Origin of the sequence: Providencia alcalifaciens DSM 30120 (assembly GCF_000173415.1) — a bacterium.
Taxonomy (GTDB): Bacteria; Pseudomonadota; Gammaproteobacteria; order Enterobacterales; family Enterobacteriaceae; genus Providencia; species Providencia alcalifaciens.
Genome location: NZ_ABXW01000004.1, coordinates 197,448 through 220,285, shown reverse-complemented (window position 1 = coordinate 220,285; position 22,838 = coordinate 197,448). Strand labels below are relative to the sequence as shown.

27 protein-coding genes and 1 pseudogene are annotated in these 22,838 nt (G+C 41.2%); 26 read left to right on the top strand and 2 right to left on the bottom strand.

The features are described from left to right. Nucleotides 1–5: 5 nt before the first annotated feature. The 24 genes and pseudogenes from PROVALCAL_RS01400 (at nucleotide 6) to PROVALCAL_RS01285 (ending at nucleotide 19,932) form a co-directional block, all read left to right on the top strand. Nucleotides 6–629: a phage baseplate assembly protein V gene (locus tag PROVALCAL_RS01400; protein WP_036974590.1), complete on the top strand. Its 624-nt coding sequence runs from the start codon at nucleotides 6–8 to the stop codon at nucleotides 627–629. Beyond that, nucleotides 626–967 (top strand): GPW/gp25 family protein, encoded by a 342-nt coding sequence (locus PROVALCAL_RS01395; RefSeq protein ID WP_006657275.1) that lies wholly within the window; start codon nucleotides 626–628, stop codon nucleotides 965–967. Before PROVALCAL_RS01400 ends, PROVALCAL_RS01395 begins: the two co-directional genes overlap by 4 nt. Continuing rightward, a complete protein-coding gene (locus PROVALCAL_RS01390) occupies nucleotides 967–1,881 on the top strand; it encodes a baseplate assembly protein (protein WP_006657274.1) in 915 nt (304 codons plus the stop codon). The genes PROVALCAL_RS01395 and PROVALCAL_RS01390 overlap by 1 nt, the downstream gene beginning before the upstream one ends. Beyond that, the gene (locus tag PROVALCAL_RS01385) at nucleotides 1,874–2,485 is read left to right on the top strand and encodes a phage tail protein I (RefSeq protein WP_006657273.1); all 612 of its coding nucleotides are present in this window, start codon (nucleotides 1,874–1,876) and stop codon (nucleotides 2,483–2,485) included. The genes PROVALCAL_RS01390 and PROVALCAL_RS01385 overlap by 8 nt, the downstream gene beginning before the upstream one ends. Continuing rightward, a complete protein-coding gene (locus PROVALCAL_RS01380; protein WP_006657272.1) occupies nucleotides 2,482–3,714 on the top strand; it encodes a phage tail protein in 1,233 nt (410 codons plus the stop codon). The genes PROVALCAL_RS01385 and PROVALCAL_RS01380 overlap by 4 nt, the downstream gene beginning before the upstream one ends. An 8-nt stretch (nucleotides 3,715–3,722) precedes the next feature. Continuing rightward, nucleotides 3,723–4,250, top strand: coding sequence for a tail fiber assembly protein (locus tag PROVALCAL_RS01375; RefSeq protein ID WP_039861394.1), 528 nt, complete (start codon nucleotides 3,723–3,725; stop codon nucleotides 4,248–4,250). Nucleotides 4,251–4,366: 116 nt separating this feature from the next. Continuing rightward, nucleotides 4,367–5,539: a phage tail sheath protein gene (locus PROVALCAL_RS01370; RefSeq protein WP_006657270.1), complete on the top strand. Its 1,173-nt coding sequence runs from the start codon at nucleotides 4,367–4,369 to the stop codon at nucleotides 5,537–5,539. Nucleotides 5,540–5,541: 2 nt separating this feature from the next. After that, complete coding sequence (locus PROVALCAL_RS01365) at nucleotides 5,542–6,057, top strand: phage major tail tube protein (RefSeq protein ID WP_006657269.1); 516 nt, start codon at nucleotides 5,542–5,544, stop codon at nucleotides 6,055–6,057. Nucleotides 6,058–6,072: 15 nt separating this feature from the next. Then, nucleotides 6,073–6,378: a phage tail assembly protein gene (locus PROVALCAL_RS01360; protein WP_006657268.1), complete on the top strand. Its 306-nt coding sequence runs from the start codon at nucleotides 6,073–6,075 to the stop codon at nucleotides 6,376–6,378. Nucleotides 6,379–6,392: 14 nt separating this feature from the next. Further along, nucleotides 6,393–6,512, top strand: a complete 120-nt coding sequence (locus PROVALCAL_RS01355; RefSeq protein WP_006657267.1) for a GpE family phage tail protein — start codon at nucleotides 6,393–6,395, stop codon at nucleotides 6,510–6,512. After that, entirely contained in the window at nucleotides 6,505–9,117 is a 2,613-nt protein-coding gene (locus tag PROVALCAL_RS01350) for a phage tail tape measure protein (RefSeq protein WP_006657266.1), read from the top strand. Before PROVALCAL_RS01355 ends, PROVALCAL_RS01350 begins: the two co-directional genes overlap by 8 nt. A gap of 2 nt (nucleotides 9,118–9,119) precedes the next feature. Further along, nucleotides 9,120–9,566 (top strand): phage tail protein, encoded by a 447-nt coding sequence (locus PROVALCAL_RS01345; RefSeq protein ID WP_006657265.1) that lies wholly within the window; start codon nucleotides 9,120–9,122, stop codon nucleotides 9,564–9,566. Then, nucleotides 9,563–10,647, top strand: a pseudogene (locus PROVALCAL_RS01340) (phage late control D family protein). The gene PROVALCAL_RS01345 and the pseudogene PROVALCAL_RS01340 overlap by 4 nt, the downstream one beginning before the upstream one ends. Nucleotides 10,648–10,720: 73 nt before the next feature. Next, nucleotides 10,721–10,939: an ogr/Delta-like zinc finger family protein gene (locus PROVALCAL_RS01335; RefSeq protein WP_006657262.1), complete on the top strand. Its 219-nt coding sequence runs from the start codon at nucleotides 10,721–10,723 to the stop codon at nucleotides 10,937–10,939. Nucleotides 10,940–11,244: 305 nt separating this feature from the next. Beyond that, nucleotides 11,245–12,063, top strand: coding sequence for a winged helix-turn-helix domain-containing protein (locus PROVALCAL_RS01330; protein WP_006657261.1), 819 nt, complete (start codon nucleotides 11,245–11,247; stop codon nucleotides 12,061–12,063). Next, nucleotides 12,053–12,535, top strand: a complete 483-nt coding sequence (locus PROVALCAL_RS01325; protein ID WP_006657260.1) for a FidL-like protein — start codon at nucleotides 12,053–12,055, stop codon at nucleotides 12,533–12,535. Before PROVALCAL_RS01330 ends, PROVALCAL_RS01325 begins: the two co-directional genes overlap by 11 nt. A 468-nt stretch (nucleotides 12,536–13,003) precedes the next feature. Further along, a complete protein-coding gene (locus PROVALCAL_RS01320) occupies nucleotides 13,004–13,555 on the top strand; it encodes a fimbrial protein (RefSeq protein WP_006657258.1) in 552 nt (183 codons plus the stop codon). A 41-nt stretch (nucleotides 13,556–13,596) separates the two neighbouring features. Continuing rightward, nucleotides 13,597–14,154, top strand: a complete 558-nt coding sequence (locus PROVALCAL_RS01315; RefSeq protein WP_006662725.1) for a fimbrial protein — start codon at nucleotides 13,597–13,599, stop codon at nucleotides 14,152–14,154. Between the two features lie 36 nt (nucleotides 14,155–14,190). Beyond that, nucleotides 14,191–16,680 (top strand): fimbria/pilus outer membrane usher protein, encoded by a 2,490-nt coding sequence (locus tag PROVALCAL_RS01310; RefSeq protein ID WP_006657256.1) that lies wholly within the window; start codon nucleotides 14,191–14,193, stop codon nucleotides 16,678–16,680. Between the two features lie 12 nt (nucleotides 16,681–16,692). Further along, nucleotides 16,693–17,421, top strand: a complete 729-nt coding sequence (locus PROVALCAL_RS01305) for a fimbria/pilus periplasmic chaperone (protein ID WP_006662727.1) — start codon at nucleotides 16,693–16,695, stop codon at nucleotides 17,419–17,421. A gap of 28 nt (nucleotides 17,422–17,449) precedes the next feature. Then, nucleotides 17,450–17,815, top strand: a complete 366-nt coding sequence (locus PROVALCAL_RS01300) for a hypothetical protein (protein WP_006657254.1) — start codon at nucleotides 17,450–17,452, stop codon at nucleotides 17,813–17,815. Next, the gene (locus PROVALCAL_RS01295; RefSeq protein ID WP_006657253.1) at nucleotides 17,808–18,344 is read left to right on the top strand and encodes a fimbrial protein; all 537 of its coding nucleotides are present in this window, start codon (nucleotides 17,808–17,810) and stop codon (nucleotides 18,342–18,344) included. The genes PROVALCAL_RS01300 and PROVALCAL_RS01295 overlap by 8 nt, the downstream gene beginning before the upstream one ends. A 7-nt stretch (nucleotides 18,345–18,351) precedes the next feature. Continuing rightward, the gene (locus PROVALCAL_RS01290) at nucleotides 18,352–18,861 is read left to right on the top strand and encodes a fimbrial protein (RefSeq protein ID WP_224061280.1); all 510 of its coding nucleotides are present in this window, start codon (nucleotides 18,352–18,354) and stop codon (nucleotides 18,859–18,861) included. Nucleotides 18,862–18,876: 15 nt separating this feature from the next. Next, on the top strand, nucleotides 18,877–19,932 hold the full coding sequence (locus tag PROVALCAL_RS01285; protein ID WP_039861393.1) for a hypothetical protein: 1,056 nt from the start codon (nucleotides 18,877–18,879) through the stop codon (nucleotides 19,930–19,932). A 464-nt stretch (nucleotides 19,933–20,396) separates the two neighbouring features. Here PROVALCAL_RS01285 and PROVALCAL_RS19910 read toward each other — a convergent pair whose 3' ends face one another. Then, a complete protein-coding gene (locus PROVALCAL_RS19910) occupies nucleotides 20,397–20,561 on the bottom strand; it encodes a hypothetical protein (protein WP_243441084.1) in 165 nt (54 codons plus the stop codon). Between the two features lie 118 nt (nucleotides 20,562–20,679). Here PROVALCAL_RS19910 and PROVALCAL_RS19905 point away from each other — a divergent pair, with 118 nt between their 5' ends. Continuing rightward, nucleotides 20,680–21,342 (top strand): hypothetical protein, encoded by a 663-nt coding sequence (locus PROVALCAL_RS19905; protein WP_243441083.1) that lies wholly within the window; start codon nucleotides 20,680–20,682, stop codon nucleotides 21,340–21,342. Between the two features lie 31 nt (nucleotides 21,343–21,373). After that, a complete protein-coding gene (locus PROVALCAL_RS01275) occupies nucleotides 21,374–21,625 on the top strand; it encodes a helix-turn-helix domain-containing protein (RefSeq protein ID WP_006657249.1) in 252 nt (83 codons plus the stop codon). Nucleotides 21,626–21,734: 109 nt separating this feature from the next. Here PROVALCAL_RS01275 and fbaA read toward each other — a convergent pair whose 3' ends face one another. Further along, the gene (gene fbaA, locus PROVALCAL_RS01270; RefSeq protein ID WP_006657248.1) at nucleotides 21,735–22,811 is read right to left on the bottom strand and encodes a class II fructose-bisphosphate aldolase; all 1,077 of its coding nucleotides are present in this window, start codon (nucleotides 22,809–22,811) and stop codon (nucleotides 21,735–21,737) included. Nucleotides 22,812–22,838 lie beyond the last annotated feature (27 nt).

The following is a 22,838-nucleotide window of genomic DNA, read 5'->3' as shown; positions in this document are numbered from 1 at the left end:
GTGCTATGTCCGCTGATATTTATCGCTTAATCCGAAATATGATCCGTATTGGAGTTGTCACTGCCGTTGATGCCAAAAAAGGGTGTCGCGTGCAAATCGGTGATTTAGAAACTGATTGGTTAAATTGGCTGACATTACGGGCGGGACAAACTCGCACAATGAACGCCCCTAGCATTGGTGAGCAGGTGCTTATTCTTGCCATCGGGGGGGAATTAACGACCGCATTCGTGTTACCCGCTATTTTTTCCAATGAGCATACGGAGCCGAGTGGATCATTGACGGCAGATCATCGCACCTATTCCGACGGTGCCGTCATTGAATATGAGCCAGCGACGGGCGCTTTAAGCGCCGTGGGAATTAAAACCGCGAATATTGAAGCCAGTGAATGCATTACTGCGACGACAAGCGTCGTGGTGGTGAATGCCAGCCAACAAATCCATCTAAAAACCCCAAAAGTCATTTGTTCAGATAATTTAACCTGCGCCACGTTAAACGTGACGCTAGGGGGCGAAATGACGGGGAATTTTAATCATCAAGGCGGCGCTATCACATCCAACGGGATTATCCTTCATTCACATAAGCATGGTGGTGTGCGTAGTGGTGGTGAATCCACGGGAGCACCTCAATGAAATATCAAGGTATGAATCGCATCGATGGAAAGGTAATTTCCGATATTGAGCATATTCGCCAATCAATTAGCGATATTTTGATTACCCCCATCGGCTCCCGCATTGCTCGTCGAGCGTATGGGTCGTTATTGTCGGCGTTAATCGACCAGCCACAAAATCCAGCGCTGAAACTGCAATTAATGTCTGCGTGCTATACCGCATTGATGAGGTGGGAGCCAAGAATTTTATTGACTCGGATTGCGTTGAGCTGCGCGAAAGAGGCTCAAATGGTCATTGAAATAGACGCTATCCAACAAGAGACGAATCAACCCCTAACTTTTTCTATCCCTGTGAGGTGATGATGGCGACCAGTATTGATTTAAGTTTGTTGCCAGCCCCTGATGTGATTGAAGAGCTGGATTTTGAAGTGATATTTTCACAGCGTAAAGCGGCATTAATTGCGGCGATGCCCGAAGAGCAACGCGAAGTCGTCGCCCGTACATTGGAATTAGAATCCGAGCCATTAACCAAACTGTTGCAAGAGAACAGCTACCGTGAAGTGATTTTTCGTCAGCGAGTGAATGAAGCGGCTCGCGCCAGTATGGTGGCATTTGCGACGGGAGCTGATCTTGACCAGCTAGCCGCCAACAATGACGTTAAGCGGTTAGTTTTATTTGCCGGGAATGAAAACGCAATCCCACCTATTCCGCCTGTTTATGAATCGGATTCTGATTTAAGAATGCGCATCCCTGAAGCCTTCGAGGCGCTCAGTGTGGCGGGTACGGTGGGCAGTTATACCTATCATGCGCGCAGTGCGGACGGTCGTGTTGCGGATGCTTCAGTGATTAGCCCACAACCCGCCCATGTAACCGTAACCGTGTTATCACGAGAAGGCGATGGAACAGCATCGAGTGATTTGATTCAGACAGTTGAAGCAGCTTTAAATGATGAGGATGTGCGTCCTGTTGCGGATCGGGTCACCGTACAATCAGCCAATATCGTGAACTATGACATTGAAGCGGAGATCTATTGTTACCCCGCCCCGGAATATGAGCCAATTATCAACGCGGCACAAGAGCAGCTAAAACGCTACACAACTCAACAACATCGACTGGGGCGTGACATTGTCTTAAGTGCTATTTATGCCGCGCTGCATGTTCATGGAGTTCAACGCGTTGAATTACGAAAACCGGAAAGTGATATCACATTAGACAAAACACAAGCCAGTTTTTGCACTCATATTAACTTGTCGTTAGGTGGTTCTGATGAGTAATCGCTTATTGCCCGTAGGATCATCGCCACTAGAACTTGCCGCCGCTGAAGCTTTATCAGAGATTGAGCGCGTCCCCATACCGATCCGAGAACTTTGGGATGCCAATTTGTGTCCGGTGCATTTATTGCCGTATTTGGCTTGGGCATTTAGCGTTGACCGATGGGATAAAAATTGGACAGAGCAAGCCAAACGGGATGCCATCAAGGCGGCAATATTTATCCATAAACACAAAGGCACGATTGGTGCGTTACGCCGTGTTGTAGAGCCGCTCGGTTATTTAATTCGTGTGATTGAATGGTGGAAAACCAACGAAACCGCGGGCACGTTTCGTCTTGATATTGGTGTACTGGATACCGGCATTACAGAAGAAATGTATCAGGAGTTAGAGGCATTAATTTTTGATGCTAAACCTGCGAGCCGCCACCTCGTGGGGTTAACCATCCAACTCGAAACCAGAGGACAAATTTATTGTGCTGCAACCAGTTATGGCGGGGATGAACTCACGGTTTACCCTTATACGCCTGACATGATCAGTACCGGAGGGACAATTTCGCCAGGGGTTGCAGTACATGTTATTGATGAAATGAGGGTGACTCTTCAATGAGATATTTTGCATTACTCACCACGTATGGGGAAAAAGTCCTTGCTGAAGCCTCTGCGCTGGGGACAAAAATTGAATTAACACAGATGGCTGTGGGGGATGGTGGCGGTTCATTGCCGACACCAGATACTCAGCAAACTCGATTGGTGAATGAAAAACGACGAGCGGCGATTAACACCCTGTTTATTGACCCATTGAATGCAAATCAAATTATTGCAGAACAAGTGATCCCCGAAAATGAAGGGGGATGGTGGATCCGGGAAATGGGGGTGTTTGATAAATCAGGGATGCTGGTTGCCGTTGCTAATTGTCCTGAAACTTATAAGCCATTATTGGCTGAAGGTTCCGGTCGAACACAGACCATCAGGATGATTTTAATTGTCAGTCACACGGAGTCCGTTACGTTAAAAATAGACCCTACCGTGGTGCTGGCAACGAGAAAATACGTTGATGATGCTATTCAGGTATTGGATAGACGAATAACGGAATTGACGGCGAATGATGTGAGTGCTGTTCCCATCACGCGACGTGTGAACAATAAACAATTGAATACGGATATTACCTTAAATGCAGGGGATGTCGGAGCATATACCAAAGCCGAAGCAGACACCAAAATCGCTGATGCAAAGAAAGCGGGTACTGACGCTCAAGCAACAGCCAATGCCGCCAATACAGCAGCCACCAATGCGAATAATAACGCCAATAGTCGCGTACCCAATACGCGTCGAGTGAACAATAAGCCATTAAGTGCAGATATCACATTGTCAGCAGGCGATGTCGGAGCCTATACAAAAGCAGAAACAGACACCAAAGTGGCGGATGCGAAAAAAGCGGGCACCGATGCACAGGTCACCGCCAATGCCGCAAACACAGCGGCAACGAATGCAAATAACAATGCGAATGGTCGAGTCCCTAACACACGCAAGGTGAACAACAAACCTTTAAGCACAGATATCACCTTGTCTGCGGGAGATGTTGGCGCTTATACAAAAACGGAATCGGATGCGCGCTATATGCAGAATGCACTGAATGTGCGATTAGGTGCCAAAACGCGTTATTCGCCTTCAAGTAATAGAGTGAGTTGGAATTGGGAGGCGCCCGCAGGAAATGTGTTAACTGGATTGGTGGTTGATGATACGGGGAGTAATTCAGCGGATAACATTTCAGGTGCTTGGTATCGCCCATTACAGAGTCTTGTTAATGGGCAGTGGGTAACCATCAGCGGTTTATAAGGATGAATATGATATATCAGAACTTTCAGAGAAGTCACAATCCTAAATTATTAGCTAAATACCCAGAATCCACGTTAGTGTTAGAAGATATTGAGGGAAATGATTGGTATCAGGTGCAAGCTAATTTCAATGGGGATACATTAAAAATCGTTTTTAATCCAGATGGCTTAATTATTTCTTACAGCCATGATGCTAGCGCACTCTTTCCCTTAGGTGGGTCTGTTGCTGAAATGAGTCCAGGTGAATTACCGAAAAACTTTTTTGATGAAAACCTGTCTTTTGTCTTTATTGATGGAAAAGTGCTCCCTTATGAAACACCAAAAGAAACGTTAGTTGCAAAAGCTGAAAATACATTGCGTTTATTATTAAATGAAGCAACCATTAAAATTGACTCGTTACAAGATGCTGTTGATTTAGACATTGCTACAGATGCAGAAATAGTCTCTCTAAAAGAGTGGAAAAAATATCGTGTCTTGTTAAATCGTGTTGACACGTCAACAGCACCGGATGTGTCGTTTCCAGAAAAACCGGAATAGTTGCAGCCAAAGCCCCATCATGGGGCTTTGTTTCATCCCTCACACAATCCCCTTTCCGTGCATTTCGCTTAACCCAATCACAAAATTGAGCTATTGCAAAACAGAGGAAGCGAGTAATGGCTCAAGATTATCATCATGGTGTGCGGGTCGTTGAAATTAATGAAGGCACGCGCCCTATTAGCACGGTCAATACAGCAATTGTGGGCATGGTCTGCACGGCTGATGATGCCGATGCTAAATCTTTCCCCTTAAATACACCGGTTTTAATTACGGATGTGATTGAGGCGTCCGGTAAAGCTGGAGACTCAGGCTCATTAGCCAGAGCATTAGACGCAATCGGTAACCAATCCAAACCGGTCACCGTCGTTGTGCGTGTTGAACAAGGTGATAGTGAAGCAGAAACCACGACCAATATTATTGGCGGTTCTACCTCAGAAGGACGCAAAACCGGATTACAAGCTTTAACCGTTGCCCAAAGTCGATTGGGGGTAAAGCCTCGTATTCTTGCTGTTCCTGCCCATGATACTCAAGCAGTATCCTCCGCCCTTGCAGGTATCGCACAAAAAATGCGCGCAATGGCATACATTAGCGCGTATGGATGCAAAACAGTGAATGAGGCAATCGACTACCGTGAGAACTTCAGTCAACGTGAACTCATGTTGATTTACCCTGAACTTCAACGCTGGGATACCCAAACAAACTCAGAAAGTAACGTCTACGCCACTGCCTGTGCATTAGGTTTGAGAGCTAAAATCGACAATGAAATTGGTTGGCATAAAACCTTATCCAACGTAGGCATCAATGGGGTTACAGGCATTTCCGCTGACGTGTCTTGGGATTTACAAGATCCAGCAACCGATGCGGGGTTACTCAATGAAAAGAGTATCACCACATTGATTCGTAATAATGGGTTTAAATTTTGGGGTTCCCGCACATGTTCAGATGATCCGCTTTTTGCCTTTGAATCTTACACCCGTACAGCTCAAGTCTTAGCGGACACTATGGCAGAAGCGCACGATTGGGCGATTGATAAGCCACTCACTCCGACGCTGACCAAAGATATCATTGACGGTATTAATGCGAAATTACGTAGCCTTACCAGCCAAGGGTATTTATTAGGTGGGGAATGTTGGTTTGACCCTAAAGTCAATATCAAGGAAGAGTTAAAGAGCGGAAAATTATACCTTGATTATGACTACACACCAGTCCCTCCTCTTGAAAACTTATTGCTACGTCAGCGGATCACCGACCGCTATTTATTAGATTTCAGTTCAAAGATTAAGGGGTAATCATGGCTTTACCACGCAAATTTAAACACATGAACATCTTTAATGATGGTCAAAATTACATGGGTATCGCAGAGGAAGTCACACTCCCCAAACTAACCCGCAAGTTAGAAGCGTATCGCGGCGGCGGCATGAACGGCGCGGCTCAAATTGATATGGGATTAGATGATGGTGCATTAGATATGGAAATCACGCTGGGCGGAATGGAGGCACAAATCTATCGCCAATGGGGAATTGAAACCATTGATGGTGTTCAGCTCAGATTTCATGGGTCAATTCAGCGGGATGATATCGGCGAAGTGCATGCAGTTGAAATGGTGGTTCGCGGTCGATACAGCGAAATTGATTCGGGAAACGTGAAAGAAGGTGACAATTCTCAAACAAAATTGAGCGTTAAGCCTACGTATTTTCGCTTAGAGATAAATGGTGAAAAGCTCATTGAAATTGACATTATCAATATGGTTGAAATTGTGGGGGGTGTTGACCGCATGGCTGCACACCGTGCCGCACTGGGATTATAAAGGAGACATTAAACAATGGAGCAAACAGAAAAAAATCAAATCACCGTAGTTTTAGATGAACCACTAACTCGTGGCGAAACCACAATTTCCGAGATTGTGGTGCGTAAACCGAATTCCGGTGCATTACGAGGTGTTCGCTTAGCAGCATTAATAGAGATGGATGTTGACTCTGCCATGTTAGTTTTACCGCGTGTCACAACTCCAGCCTTGACCAAATCGGAAATTCTAATGATGAATCCTGCGGATATGATGAGTCTAACTAAAGAGTTAGTGTTTTTTTTGCTGCCGAAGTCGGTGACTACCGATTCCCAGAGCGATTAACCGTTGATGATTTAGTGGCAGATATTGCCACAATTTTTCATTGGTCACCCGCAGTGACTGAGCCTTATTCTCTGACTGAATTATTAGAATGGCGTTATCAAGCGCTTAAACGTAGCGGTATGGAAGATGAGTAAAGATTTGCGTTTACAAGTAATTTTAAGCGCCGTTGATAAATTTACGAAACCACTGCGCGGTGCTCAAGCATCCAATAAAAAACTGGCGGAAACTCTCCGCCGGTCTCGCCAAGAATTAAAAGAACTCAATCATCAAGCCAAGCAAATTGAGGGCTTTAAGAAAACAAAGCAATCACTAGACACTGCCAATAAAGCGTATCAACAAGCATCAGCAAAAGTCACAAAGTTGGCGCAAGAGTTATCTTTGGCACAAAATCCAACTAAGTCTCAGATCCGCGCATTTGAACAAGCAAAATCCGCGGCTGCTAAGTTAAAGATAGAAGTCGGTACGTTGAGTTCATCACTACAACGTCAACGAGAATCGTTAAAAAACAGTGGTATTTCGACGCGTCAATTGAGCCAAGCCCAAATCAGGTTAAACAGCGATATTGATTCCGCTAACCTACGTTTACAACAACAAGAACAACAGTTAAAGCGCGTTGCTAACCAAGAAAAACGCATGTCGGCTGTGAGAAATAGTTACCAGCGAACCATGGATGTGCGCAATAAAATGGCGGGCGCAGGTGCTGGCATGACCGCCGCGGGGGTTGGGATTGGTTATGCAGCAAAGAAAGTGCTTGTACCCGGCTATGACTTTGAAATCGGCATGTCAAAAGTACAGGCATTAACACGCCTAGATAAAAACTCAGATGATTACAAAATGCTGAGAAACCAAGCCAGAGAGCTTGGAGCAACAACGGCATTTACAGCAAATGACGTCGCACAAGGTCAGGCGTTTTATGCCATGGCAGGTTTTAAGCCTGAGCAAATTAAAAATGCGATGGCGGGGACATTATCCATGTCACTCGCTGGTGATATCGACTTAGCCACCACGGCGGATATTGGTTCCAATATCTTAACCGGCTTTAAATTAAGCTCGGATGAGATGAGCCGTGTGAGTGATACGTTGGTTGCCACATTCACCCGTTCAAACGTTAATCTCAGCATGCTGGGTGACACGATGAAATATGTTGCCCCCGTTGCCGCAGGGCTTGGGGTTGATATAGAAACGGCTGCGGTAGCCGCAGGGAAACTAGGTGATGCGGGTATTCAAGGCTCAATGGCGGGGACAAGTTTACGCGCTATTCTCGGACGGTTGGCTGAGCCACCAAAGCAAGCTGCTGAAGCATTAACAAAATTGGGGATAAAAACTCGTGATGTGAAAGGTAACTTACGAGAACTACCCGCCATTCTGGCTGAATTAGATAAAAAAACCCAAAAAATGGGAACCGCACAACGCGCTGGGCTGTTTAAGCATATCGCAGGTGAAGAGGCTTTTTCTGCATTATCTGTTTTAGTGGATAAATCAGGCTCTGGTGAGCTGCAAAACATGATTGCAGAAATTAAAGCCGCGAAAGGTGAAGCCGAAAAAGTGGCTAAAACCATGACCGATAACCTTGATGGGGATTTGAAAAATCTGACATCGGCATGGGAGGATGTTGGGATACAAATATTCGGCGGCGCAGATAGCCCACTGCGAGATATCACTAAGCAGGTGACGAGTCTTATTTCAGGTTTTGGCAATTGGGCAAAGAAAAATCCCGAGATAGTGAAAACACTCACGATGATAACGCTGGGGCTTGGCGCTGTACTTGCCGTTGGTGGCAGCATTTCATTGATGATAGCTGCCATGATAGCGCCTCTGGCAATGGCAAAGTTAAGCCTCGCTGTTTTAGGGGTTAAAGGCAGTGGATTTCTATCGTTGCTGATTAATCCGATCAAGATGATTAGTAGCGCTTTTATGATGCTAGGAAAAGCCTTATTAGCCAACCCGATTATTTTAATTATCACCACGATTGCGGGGTTAGCTTACCTGATTTATAAAAATTGGGATGCGATAGCCCCATTCTTAAAAAACGTCTGGGAAAAAGTGTCCAAAATCTTTGGCGAGGCATTAAGTGCCATCAAAACATTTATCTCAGACAAGTGGGAGCAAATTGTTTCTGATGTAAAAGCCTTACCCGAACGGTTTAAACAAATCGGCGGTGAAATCATCGATAGTTTGAAAAATGGCATTCTTGAGAAATGGGAAGCGCTAAAGTCCACTTTTGCCGACATTAAGCGCGCAGCAACAGATTTATTACCTGAATGGATGTTATCCGATGATGCAAAAGCCGAGAGATTAGCCGCGAAGCCAAGTGGAGCATCTATTGCAGGCAAAACACTGGCAGGATTATTCGACCGTGGTGGCTATATTCCTCGGGGGCAATTTGGCATTGTTGGCGAATATGGTCCTGAAATTGTCAATGGTCCGGCTAATGTAACAAGCCGAAAACATACTGCGGCACTGGCGGCGGCAGCGTTGACATTGGGGGCGATGCCCTCAACCGCAAATCAGCCAATTCATCCGTATGCATTACCGCCAAAGAATTACGTTTCAACGTCAGTGAATATCACTCAACGTCACAGTGAAGCCAGTCGTTCTCCTATTGAAATTCATATCCATGCCGCACCTAGCCAGTCGGCAGCCGATATTGCAAAAGAAGTTGCCAAACAACTTGCGTACGCGCAGCGCAGAGCGGAATCACGGCGATTAAGTCAGTACCATGACAACGAGGAGTTTTAATTATGGCGATGGCGGCATTAGGGTTGTTTGTTTTTCATTTGCGAACAACGCCTTATCAAATGATGCAGATTAATAAAAAATATCGATACGGTTTTAATCACCGAGTGGGCAAACGCCCTGCTTTTCAGTTTATCGGTGCTGACAGTGATGACATCACGTTGAGTGGTTCATTGTTTCCGTCATTAACAGGCGGCAAATTATCATTACTTACTTTAGAATCAATGGCTGAAACAGGGAAAGCATGGTCGTTAATCGATGGTAGTGGCACAATTTATGGCATGTATGTTATCGAAGAAATCACACAGGCAAAAAGTGAGTTTTTTGATGATGGTGCAGCAAGAAAAATTGATTTTACGCTGAAGCTAAAACGAACGGATGAATCGCTGTCTGAAATGTTCGGTGATTTAAGCCAGCAGCTAAATGATATTCAAGGAACTCTACGGCTATGAGTTTTTTTTCAGGAATAGAATCAACGCCTATCTTTGTTCTTGCCGCGAATGGCGTCAACATCAATGCTCAAGTTCAAGGTCGATTAATCTCGCTATCAATGACAGATAACCGAGGGTTTGAAGCGGATCAAATTGATATTGAATTAGATGATAGTGACGGGCAACTGGCATTACCCAAACGAGGTGAAAAGCTGTCATTGCATTTAGGTTGGAAGAACGAAGCCTTAATTTATAAGGGGACGTTTACCGTTGATGAAATTGAGCATAGCGGCACACCTGACCGATTAATGATACGCGGGCGTAGCGCTGATTTTCGTGAAACATTGAATGTAAAACGAGAACAGTCTTATCACCAAAAGACACTTGGGGATATTGTCCGCACGTTAGCTGAGCGCAATAAACTGAAACCTGTTATCGACAATAAACTTGATAAAATCAGAATCTCTCATATCGACCAAACCAATGAGTCTGACGGTTCATTTTTAACCAGAGTTGCCAAACTGGAAGGCGCGATTGTTGCGGTTAAAGATGGAAATTTACTGTTTATGCGACAAGGTGAAGGGTTAACCGCAAGCGGGCAACCGATCCCAACGATGCATATTACTCGCTCTGTGGGAGATGGACACCGTTTTTCACTGGCTGATCGTGGCGCTTATACTGGCGTTGTCGCCAATTGGTTAAATACGCGTGAGCCTAAAAATAAAAAAAGGTAGAGATAAAACGTAAACGGAAAACATCGGCATCAAAAGAAGCCCCAAAAGAAAAACAAGGAGAATATTTAGCGGGAGAGCAAGGAAATGTGCTAACCCTATCTCATACCTATGCAACGAAAGAAAATGCAGAAAGAGCAGCCAAGGCACAATGGGAAAAAATTCAACGAGGTGTAGCTTCATTCTCCATTCAACTCGCAAAAGGACGCGCGGATCTTTATCCGGAAATGCCGATAACCCTTAGTGGTTTTAAACCCGAAATTGATAATGCAGAATGGACGCTAACGCGAGTTGTTCATACATTGAATGACAGTGGTTTTATGACAGCATTGGAGTTAGAAGTGAAAATTTCAGAGTTGGATATTGAGTGATAAAAATAACACTGCATAAAAATATTTGATATAATATCAGCAATATCAACATCATGACGAAAGGTACATTATCATGATGAATTGTCCTCTTTGCGGTCATGCCGCCCATACTCGTAGTTCTCAGCAAGTCTCAAAAGAAACCAAAGAACGTTATAACCAATGCCAAAATATTAATTGTGGTGCAACGTTTGTAAGCCATGAATCAGTATCAAGGTTTATCACCAAGCCTAAACTTGTTGAAGCTGTAAATCCCCATCCTAATAAGTATCAGCAAACATCATTGTCATTATAAAAAACAAGCGCTTGACAAAGAAGGTTGTTGATCTCTGAAAGCGAATAAAGCTCTCTTGTAATAAGAGAGCTTATTTTTTGTGGTCGATTTGTGGACACAAATAGAAACAAATCCTTATGTTTCAATACGTTGAACAATAACTTGCAGCCCCTATTAAGGGGCTTTTTTATTACCTTAATCTAACTTAATGATCTTAAATGAAATAAATAATTAGGCTATTTCTGTCTAATTGACACCGACCAAATTAGAGGTATAAACTGGATTAATACTTATATAACACCTAAATAAATAAAAATAATCAAAATATGAAATATCTTATAAATAATATTATTTATGACAGCCATCAGGGGTTGTTATATCGCGATAATATCGACGATGCAATTAAACTTACCACCACATTAAACCGTTTATTATTGGTATTAGTGCAAAATAATGGTGAAGTTTTAGATAGGGAAACATTATTAAGCCGAGTATGGGATGAACATAACCAAGTTGCATCTGATAATAACCTTAATAGCAGCATTTCTGTTTTACGCCGCCACCTTTCCTCCTTTTTTGAGGAGGAAATTATTACAACGATTCCCAAAGTGGGTATAAAGTTCGATGCAAAATTACAGTCTCTCTCGACTAAATTAAATCAAAAACCCCACCAAGAAGAGCAACCCAATATATTACTTAAGGAATCTGAACAGCCTTCAATTATAGAAAACAGCCCAAAGAAACAATCACTATCGGTAAAGGAAAAGAGTTACATTCTCAATAATCGCTATATTGAGCTTACCTTAGTTGTCATTATTATTTTTTGCTTGTTGTATCTTTTTAAAAGCTATTTTTTTGCTACGCGCACTGAATACCCTGAAGTTGGGCGTATTGACCAATGCAGCATACGCTATATAAATAGCTATCATAAACCCGATATGACCACGATCAATTTTACTGACTTACAAAATCAGCTAACTCGATTAAATATTGATTGTAAAAAACCAGCGACCTTGTTTTATTACAACGTGGGTATCGTCACTAACGATAAAAATCTCTATGATAACTTTTTATTTTTATCTTATTGTCCTACCACCCCAAAAGACAGTGCAACTGTGAGTTGTGAGAATTTCTATGTCAAATAAGAAATCGGTCAGAACCGTTTGGTTACTGATTGTTTCAACTATATTAGTCATTATGAGCTGTTATTTTTATTATAAAAATCATACTCCCATCGTACCAAGTTGCCGAGCAACTTTGAAAATTAACATATCAGACGACCGTTCAGATTTAAAAGGTTACTACCTATTAAGTATTATCCCAAATGAGCATGATCCTGATCACAATACTTTTATAATGAATGGAACAATTAGTAGTAATGGAAAAAATTATGCAATCTCTCGTAAGTTTTATATGAAATATGTCTTTCAAGGAGGGCATTTTTTTTCACGCGTTGAAAATATTTTCATTGATCCCAGTGACCAGGCCCAAGATAAAATCAAAATACGTGGAATTCCACAGCAAGACCAAATCTATTTTGTAAAAATAAAACGTTTAAGTGATAAAAATTATATTTTTGAAGAAAATTTCTCCCCTCTTTTTATTTGTACTATTTGACCTATCTCAGTAATTTCCCAATAACATTGCAATAACTACAAAAACAGAGCATCGGATTATGACATTCGATGCTCTATTTTTTTATAACTTAAAATTTATTTGTTAATTTACCTTAAAGCAAAAGTCATTAAACATTCATCGCCATACGATATTGAAATTAAAACATTAAAAGTAACGTTAAAAACATTAATATTAGAATTAAATATTTTACTTTATTAAAATATCAACACTTTATTTCAAAAAACTCCTCTAATGGATAAACTTGTTTTCGTCGAAATGACTTACACAAAAAGCCTACGGATGGATACATAAGGCAAATTGCATTCAACACTTCAGGGAATGATTTAACGTTTAGTACTTTTAAATACCAAGTACGTTTAAAAATGAAGTCTTCAATCCTAAGTTGAAACATTCACTTGCTTAGGCTTTTTAGGGACTGACAATTACTTATCTTTAAGGATCTATAATATGAAATTGAATAAATTATCTGTTGCTGTTTTATTTGCAGCTTCTACTCTGTCTGCTTCAGTTTTAGCTAGCGGTAACACGGGTGAATTACATTTCAGCGGTCAAGTTATTAACTCTCCATGTAATATCGAATCTGAAAGCACCAAACAAGAAGTTCCTTTTGGTCAACTTTCACGTGCTTCTTTAGAAGCAGGTAATGCAGCAGAAAAAAATATCGCAATCAAATTAAAAGAATGTAACTTCGACGAATTCAGTAAAGATACTGAAGGTAAATGGGTTGCGGTTAAAGACATCAAAATTACTTTTGGTGGTAAAAACTACGTCGGTACAAATAAAGAATTCTTAGGCGTAACTGGTACTGCTACTAACGTTGGTATTCAGATTAAAGACTTTAAATTCGACGAAGCTAAATCTATTCTGAACCAAATTCGTAATAGACAAGGTGAAAACGTTCTGGAATTTACTGCATTAGCAAAACGTGTTGATGCTGCAACGCCAGTAACTGAAGGTGAATTTAACTCTATCGCTGATTTCAAAATCACTTACGAGTAATTTTTATGGGAGGGGAAACCCTCCCAATAAAAAGGTTCATTATGCGAAATTTATCTTTTTTATGGTCAATATTATTATTAACACCTTTTATTTCTAATGCTGAATACACGGTTGATGGTGGTATTCGTGGCGAAACGGTAATGCGTGGATATATTGTTGCCGCTCCCTGCTCAATAGAAACAGACAGCCAATATCAATATATTAATTATGATTTTGTTTCTAAAAAAAATATCAATACAGAAGAAGCTAAAAATAATAACAGGAAGTCATTTAACATTAAATTAAACAACTGTATTAGTGAATACGACAAAGATAATAGAAAAGGAATAAAAATCAAGTTCTTTGCCAATAACGATCTATATAACAATGCAGTTAAACTTTCTGGTCCCACGGATGGCGTCGTTGTTTACATTTATGACACCAACAATAACTTAGTCACTCCGAATAAATCGTATTCTATTTCAAATAGCGCAATTTACTTTGATAGTAAAACGAAAGTCAGCTTTTTGAAATATGAAACAGAAATTGACACCCTTAACAATGAAATTGTACCAGGGAATTACTTTGCCACGATAAAATTCAATGTAAGTTACGACTAATAAATATTCTAAATTATTTTATATGATAAGAACACTATGGCTAAATTTAATATTTTTCACCAGTTAATTATTATATCTTGTTTATCCAGTATTCCTACTGTCGCTTTTTCTGTTGAATTTAATACAGATATGCTCGATACCAAAGATACTCAGAATATTGACTTTAGCCAGTTTTCACAGGCCGGATTTATTATGCCTGGAAATTATCACTTAACGATTAAAGTCAATAACGAACGTTTGGGTAACGCGCGTGATATTACTATTGGTGCGCCTACGTCTTCTGAAGATTCATTATTTAGTGTCATATGTATTCCAGCAGTAATTACAGATCAACTCGGCTTAAAACCTGAAGCGATTCGTTTAGTTAAATATCGTGATAACGATCAGTGTATGGATTTATCTGCTCTTGAAGGTAGTACGCTGAGTGTGGACTTATCGACGTTAACATTGTCAATTCTGATCCCACAAAGTTATTTAGAATATACCGACCCGAGCTGGGTGCCACCTTCTCGCTGGGAAGAAGGTATTAATGGTTTTTTACTCGACTATACCTTAACGGGCTCATTCAGCCGTCGAGATAGCGGAACCAAAGAGTCATATTTATCGGCGAACGGAACCACAGGATTGAACCTTGGCGCGTGGCGTTTACGTGGTGACTACCAAGCAAACTACCGTAAATCCTCTGGTAATTATAACAATGAATATAGCGATGCCATATTCAGCCGTTTATATGCTTATCGTTCATTAGCTAATATTGCCTCGGTTCTGACGTTAGGGGAAAACTATTTCTATTCCGCAATTTTTGATTCTTGGCAGTTTACCGGTTTGTCATTAGAAACCGACGAAAATATGCTACCACCCAAACTGACAGGGTATGCGCCTGAAATTATTGGGATAGCACAAACTAATGCCACGGTCATCGTTAAAAGCCATGATCGTATCGTGTTAGAAACCACAGTTCCTGCGGGACCGTTCCAGATCCAAACGTTGGATAGCTCAATCCGTGGAACCTTGGATGTCACTGTGCGTGAAGAAAATGGCGAAGAACAAAAATTCAGCGTCACCACGGCAGCGCTCCCCTACTTAACGCGTCCGGGACAAATTCGCTACAAATTTGCAGCGGGTAAACCACGTTACGATGGTCGCCATCTTGAAGGGGATATGACCGCATCAGGCGAGCTGTCATATGGGCTTAACAACATTTGGTCTATCTACGGTGGCTCGATTTTATCGAAAAACTACCAAGCTTTTTCTGCGGGTTTTGGGCGAGACTTATTTACCTTCGGGAGCCTGTCATTTGACGTGACACAATCCCACGCGAAATTACTGGACAACACCCTGACAGGGCGCAGCTATCGCTTAAGTTATTCAAAATCGTTTGATGAAGCGAGGACGGATATCACCTTCGCCGGATATCGATTCTCGGATGAAACCTATCGTTCTTTACAACAAACATTGGATGAACGTCGCACAGGGACAGAAACCCAAGCCCATAAAGAGAGCTATCAGGTCAATATTAATAAATATTTTGACTCGTTCTCGCTGGGTGGAAACTACCAGTACAACACTTACTGGAATAGCCAAGCCGAAGAGCAATTTGGGGCTTACATTAACACCGCATTCAATATTGTCGCTTTAGGGTTAAAAAATATCAGCCTAACTGCATCAGCGACTCGATCCAAAAGATCTGGATATCAAGATGATGCGATTAATTTGTACGTCACAGTTCCGTTTACGATGGGGAGTAGTTTTAGTTTCTCTGAAGGCTACACAAAAGACCAGAGTGGACGCCGTTCATCAACCCATAATGTGGGATATAGCGGCTACAGCGATCAACGCAGCTATAACCTCAACGTAGGTTATCAAACGGGACAATTTCAGGATTCACAAACCAGTTTCAGTGGTTACTTGAGCCAGAATTTTCCAACGGCGTCACTATCCGCTAATGCCAGCTATGTACCGAACCAATACCACACCATTGGTGGGTCGATTAACGGTGGGATCACGTTGGTTAAAGACGGTATTGCAATGCATCAGGCAGCCTATGGTGGAACTCGCTTAGTCGTTGAAACACCAGGCGCCAGCAACGTGCCATTAAATGGCGGGGTTTATCAAACTAACCGCTTTGGGTTAACGGTCATCCCTAACGTAAGTAGCTATCGAAAAACAACGGCATCGATTAACACCAGTAAATTACCGAATAACATTGAAGCATTGGAAAGTGTCACTGAAGCCACATTAACCCGTGGAGCCATTGGTTATCGCAGTCTTAACGTGATTCAAGGGGAAAAAACCTTTGCCCGTTTAAAACTTACGGACGGCACTTATCCACCTTTCGGTGCCAGCGTCCGTAATAAAAACAACGTTGAGCTCGGTATTGTGGGTGAACAAGGGATCACATGGATTGTTGGTGTCATGCCGAATGACCTGCTCGATCTCTACTGGGGAAATAAATTGCAATGCAGCGCCAGAGTAACTGAATTTAAAAATGGTGCGGATAGCTACCCTGTATTAATTTGTCATTAGGAAAAAATTTAAATGAAATCAAATATCTTTAATTTAATTCGCACCAGTGTCTTATTGACGACCATGGGTGCAATGGGCGCCACTTACGCCGCCGTTACGCTTGACCGTACTCGTATTATTTTTGATGGCGACCAACAGTCTATTAACATCACCATCCGCAATGACAATCCAGAGTTGCCTTACTTAGCCCAATCATGGTTAGAAGATGCCGCTGAGAAAAAATTAGAAGCGGGTCCGATTATTGCAACTCCACCCATTCAGCGTATGGAGCCAAAATCCACCAGCTTAGTGCGTTTAAGTGCTGCACCAGATATCAATAAGTTACCTCAAGACAGAGAATCTCTGTTTTATTATAACTTGCGTGAAATTCCACCAAAATCGACAGAGGCTGGTGTTTTACAAATTGCACTGCAAAGCCGTGTAAAGTTGTTCTATCGCCCTGAAGCGATTGTGGCTGATAGTAAAAAAGAGTGGGCAAAACAAATCACATTAACCCCGACAGCCAATGGTTATCAGCTGAATAACCCTACGGGATTTTATCTGACCATTATTGGTATTGGTAATAGCCAAAAGCTGTCAGAGCAAAGTGATTTTGATGCCGTCATGGTGCCACCAAAATCAACCCACAACTTAAAATCCGCGAAGTTTGCAACACCATATCTGACCTATATCAATGATTATGGTGGAAAACCTTCGCTGGCATTTAAGTGCCAAGCATCGCAATGCACAGTAACGGAATAGCGCAAACCAGATAAACAGGAATATCAACATGAAACTATATCACTTTGGGTTATCGCTCATGTTTGCAATACCCGCCTTGGCGGCAACGCCATCGCAAAACGATTCATTGCAAACAACTGGCACTATTTATGTCAATGCACGTTTTGTCATAACGCCATGCCAACCCAAGGTGACAATGACTCGAGCGGTCAATCATATCAATGAACCAGCTTATCAATTTAATGTGAGTTATGCCCACTGTATCACCAGTTCCTATAACCAAGCTTGGTCACCATTCACGTTGAAATTTTCGGGTCAGCAGTATGTTGTTTCAAAACCACCAGCGAATAAGAGCCTGACATTTTTACTCCCCGCCGAAAATTCGGCTCGCCGTTTGGAGATGATTTATGACTAAAACATTCGCGCTCATGGTCAGTTTTAGCACTTTGCTATTGACCAGCTATGGCAGTTTGGCAAATAGCTTATCCGTCTATTTTGAAGGAACTCTCGTGCCTCTTGGTTGCCGCCTGTCCGATGACGATACGAAGAAAAAGGTCTACTTATCTGGCTTACGATTTTCTGAACTTGAAAATCAAGGCCGTTCTGATATTCAACCTTTTCAGTTGGATATCGTCGATTGCTCAACCGCGGCATTAAATAAGACCATCAAAATTACGCTAAATACTCAAGATACGGAAACTCACAATGGCATCACCTATTTAAAAACCACTGGTGAGTCCAATGTGCTATTAGCCTTAACTGATGGAAAAAATGGTCAGCCCCTGAAGTTTAATACGCAAATTGATGTCAGCTCAGTGACGGAAACAGGCAAAGGATCCATTAACCCTTTGCTATTCGGAGTCTATGCACAGAAACCATTTAGTGGGCGTCTTAAGACAGGAAGTTTCTCATCTTTGGTCACGTTTAATCTGGACTACCAGTAGGAGAATGATGATGAAAATATCCCATTTTTTAGGCGCTATTTGCCTGCTCGTGAGTCACTTTTCATATGCCGATATTTTAATTACGTTAGAAACCACGTTGGTACGCCCATCTTGTGTCATCACGAATGAAAACGGTGATAAAGAGCTATACGTCAATTTTCAAAATGTCGCTTTAGATCGCTTAACAGAAGAAAAACAATCTTTTGGGATCTTAATTAAACAGTGCGATCTCAGAAAAAATTTACGCGTTTATTTATCTCCGAAAGAAGGCTCTACCCTCACGATAAATAACGAAACAGTATTGAGCACGACCATTCAAGGCTTAGGGATCCGTTTTTCCCAAGCCAACAGAAACACCGCTATCAATCTACTGAAATGGGAACCCATTTTCCCATCCATCAGTGGTGATACCGCCACGTTGACCTTACAGTCACAATTAGTAACGAATCAGTTACCAGAAACCCTTGAAGTGGGTCCATTTAGTGCGGCACTGTCAGTTATGATTGATTATCTTTAAAGCTAGGTAATGACAATGAAAAAAACATCGAAAACTTCATTAATGGCAATGGTTATGTCATTGTTTTTATACAGCCAAGTTTCCCATGGGTTAACCCGCTATTCGGGTAGTGGCGGCACCTACAAAATGAACCTTGTTTCCAATAATTCCGTATTAGCAGATACTCCAACGATTGGCAGTAATGGGGAGAAGTACTATTCCGTTGCTCCGCCTAATAAAGAAGGCATTGTGATTGATGAAAGTACTTCACAACCTGTTGGCACTGTGTACTGTAAAGTTAACTACTTAGAAGGTAATTACCAAAGCGGGCTGGCTTCAAGCTATGCCTTCCACCGTGTATTTTCGTATATGCCTGAAGCTGGATTTACTATCAAAGGGTTAACTGCATATAAAATTAATGGTAATACGTTTTTTACTTTGTATTCAGACAACGGAATTACCCAAGGTTGGAAAAATATTGCCGGTAATGGATGTAGTGGTACGGAAACCTCACAAAGTACTTCCTATTTTACCGTTCAATTTCCATTTGAAGTCCGTATCTATGTAAAAGAAATTCCATTAGATGGAAAAGTTGTGATCCCTCAAGCCATGATTGCGGGTTATACACGTATGTTCCAATACCCCGGAACACCCGACATGTTTGTTCCTGCTGAAAAATCAGGCGTGAAACTGGATTTAACTCAATCAATAATTAACTACCCATCAAACTGTAAATCCAATATTGATAACTTAAATATCAACCATAACACGATGAATGCAATTGAATTTGACAGTAAACAAACCCGCACTGCAACCTACCAATGTGATCGAGGTCAGGGGATTAAAGTTAAATTCGCCTTAGATTATGTAACAGATAGTGATCCTCAAAAGCGGATACCGTTAAAATCAGGCAATAACACCATTTATTCCGAGCTATCCCTGTACGATGCAGAGAGCAATCAACGGGGTAAAACCATCGAAACCACCATTGAAAAAGTAAAGAATATTCAAATTGAAAGTCATCTTTACGGATTAGATGCTGAACCAGGTAAATATACCGGTAATGCGTGGTTAATTGCGACTTATTTATAATAACATGTTGTAAAAAATAATATGATTATGCTTTCTCGTTCTATATTCATTAGTATTTTTATTATTTGGAATCTCGCCAGCATAATTTATATTGACAATTTAGGGAGCCTCCGGCAATCGTTGCCACAGAATATTATTAGCTGGTTAGCGATTGTATTAATTATTTCTATCATTGCATTTACTGTATTTTATAGAAAAATAAAAATTTTCATTACGATTCCAGCAATGTGTTTTTGTCTAGGGCTCGTGATATTAAGCATTAATCTTTTTTATGTACAAGAAAATACCAATATCATATTTTGGTATTGGTCTGGAATTAGTGCTGGTGTAATACTCTACATTGTCGGGCTGCAAATAAGAGAGAAATGGTTAATTCAATCTTTCTGTATTTATTGCTTCATAATTATTAATGTAATTCAGTGTTTTTTTACTATTTACCAGTATATCTTTGAAACCAATATTTTTTATTTTGCAACCGGCATGCGCTCATACGGCTTGACCCAGCAAATCACCGTTTTGTCGGTTAATATGGCAATGAGTTGCATATTATCGTTAATGACTATGGTTTTATCGCAGTTTAAATTAGCATCACTTTTCCAAGAAAAATGCCGCACGATGCTATTAGGCATTGGCATTTTTCTTTTTACCATGATGCTCGTTATCTTACAGTCCGTAACGATAATATTGAGTTTCGCCGTATGTACATTTATCTTTATCTGCTTGTTTTACCAGAAGAATAAACTCAGAGTGAGTGTAAGCTATTTCATCATCGCCATTGCTGTGTTTATCGGTGTTTACTTGATTCAGTTATGTCCAAAATATATTGATAGTGAAATTATTAATCGTTTCCATATTAAACAAATGTTGAGATTTTCCATTTCACTGTTTATCTCACCGCCAACTGAAATGTGGGAAAAACCGTTAATAATGAATGCGAGTTTTGAAACAAATCAAATTCCATTTTTGAGCTCTGATAATTACATTATGCCCCATGTTTTTAATGAAATTTTACGTTGGGTGATGACAGGTGGATATATTAATCTTATTTTCATGTCATTTCTTATTACAGGAGGAATTTATGTTATTTATCAGTCAATCATTAAATATAAAAAAAATGGAAATGGATACTCAATATCGTTGGTATTAGCGCTAACGCCTGTTGTCATCAACAGTAACTTAGAGCACCCTTTTTTACAGTCGGTACTGCATTGGGGAATGATTATATTATTTTTATCTTTTTCAGATGCATCATTCCCACTCAAAGAGCAGTCTATTTTTTATATTAATAAGCATCTTTCTTTATTGTTTAGTTTTAGCACTTTTATTATTGGCCTTAGTGTTTTCATCATCGGATTAATTTTATTTAATGGTCAATCTTTCTTTCACACCAATATTTTCTCATTTTCATAATGAAGAAATAAAAAACAAACGAGGACAGCATATGGCTCTCTATGATAATCATATCTCAAACACTGATATTGGCGCCAAAGTTCGTAAACGCCGGTTATTGCTAGGCTGGAGCGCGAGCATTTTAGGTAAGAAAACGGGCTTAAGCCAACAGCAAATCTCTCGCTATGAGCGTGGCACTCAAAACTTCACGATTTCTCGATTGTGTATCTTCGCCAACGTACTGCAATGTGATTTGAATTATTTTTTGGAGCGTAGAAACCAGTCCATGACAATCAACTTATAATGCCGCTGTATTTATACCAAATACACCCAGCATCTTTTTCAAAGCATAAAAAAATCCCCCAGCAAGTCGCCTTACTGAGGGATTTTCTATTTGTAGCCCGACTCTTAAATTACAGAACGTCTACACAGTTCAGTTCTTTGAATGCTTGCTCTAAACGAACAACCATTGAGTCTTGTGCTTTACGCAGCCACACACGTGGATCGTAGTATTTTTTGTTTGGCTTATCATCGCCTTCTGGGTTACCTAACTGAGATTGCAGGTAGCCTTCTTTCGCTTTGTAATACTGTAAAATACCATCCCATGTTGCCCACTGAGTATCGGTATCGATGTTCATTTTGATAACACCGTAGCTTACTGCTTCTTTGATTTCAGCAGCGCTTGAACCGGAACCACCGTGGAAAACGAAATCTAAGCTGTTGTGTGGTAGGTTAAATTTCTCAGACACGTAGTCTTGGGAGTTACGCAGAATTTTTGGCGTTAATTGTACGTTACCTGGCTTATAAACACCGTGTACGTTACCAAAAGAAGCTGCGATAGTGAAACGTGGGCTGATAGCGTTCAGTTTTTCGTAAGCGTAAGCCACGTCTTCTGGTTGGGTGTACAGCGCTGAGCTGTCCATGCCAGTGTTATCAACACCGTCTTCTTCACCACCAGTACAACCTAATTCGATTTCCAGAGTCATGTCGATTTTCGCCATGCGCTCTAAATATTTAGAACAGATTGCAATGTTTTCTTCCAGAGATTCTTCTGACAGATCAATCATGTGAGAAGAGAACAGTGGTTTGCCAGTTTTCGCGTAGTGTTTTTCGCCTGCATCTAACAGACCATCGATCCATGGCAGTAATTTCTTCGCACAGTGGTCAGTATGTAGAATCACTGGCACACCGTAGTGTTCTGCCATTTGGTGTACATGGTGGGCACCTGAAATGGCACCTAAGATAGCGGCTTGTTGCCCTTCAGCTTTCAGGCCTTTACCTGCGATAAATGCAGCACCACCGTTAGAGAACTGAACAATAACCGGAGCGCGTACTTTAGCTGCCGCTTCAAGTACGGCGTTAATTGAATCAGTACCAACACAGTTCACAGCTGGCAATGCAAAGTTATTTTCTTTGGCAACCGCGAAAACTTTCTGTACATCATCACCAGTGATAACACCTGGTTTAACAAAATCAAAAATTTTAGACATGTGAAAAGGTCCTGTGGTGAACAGGCA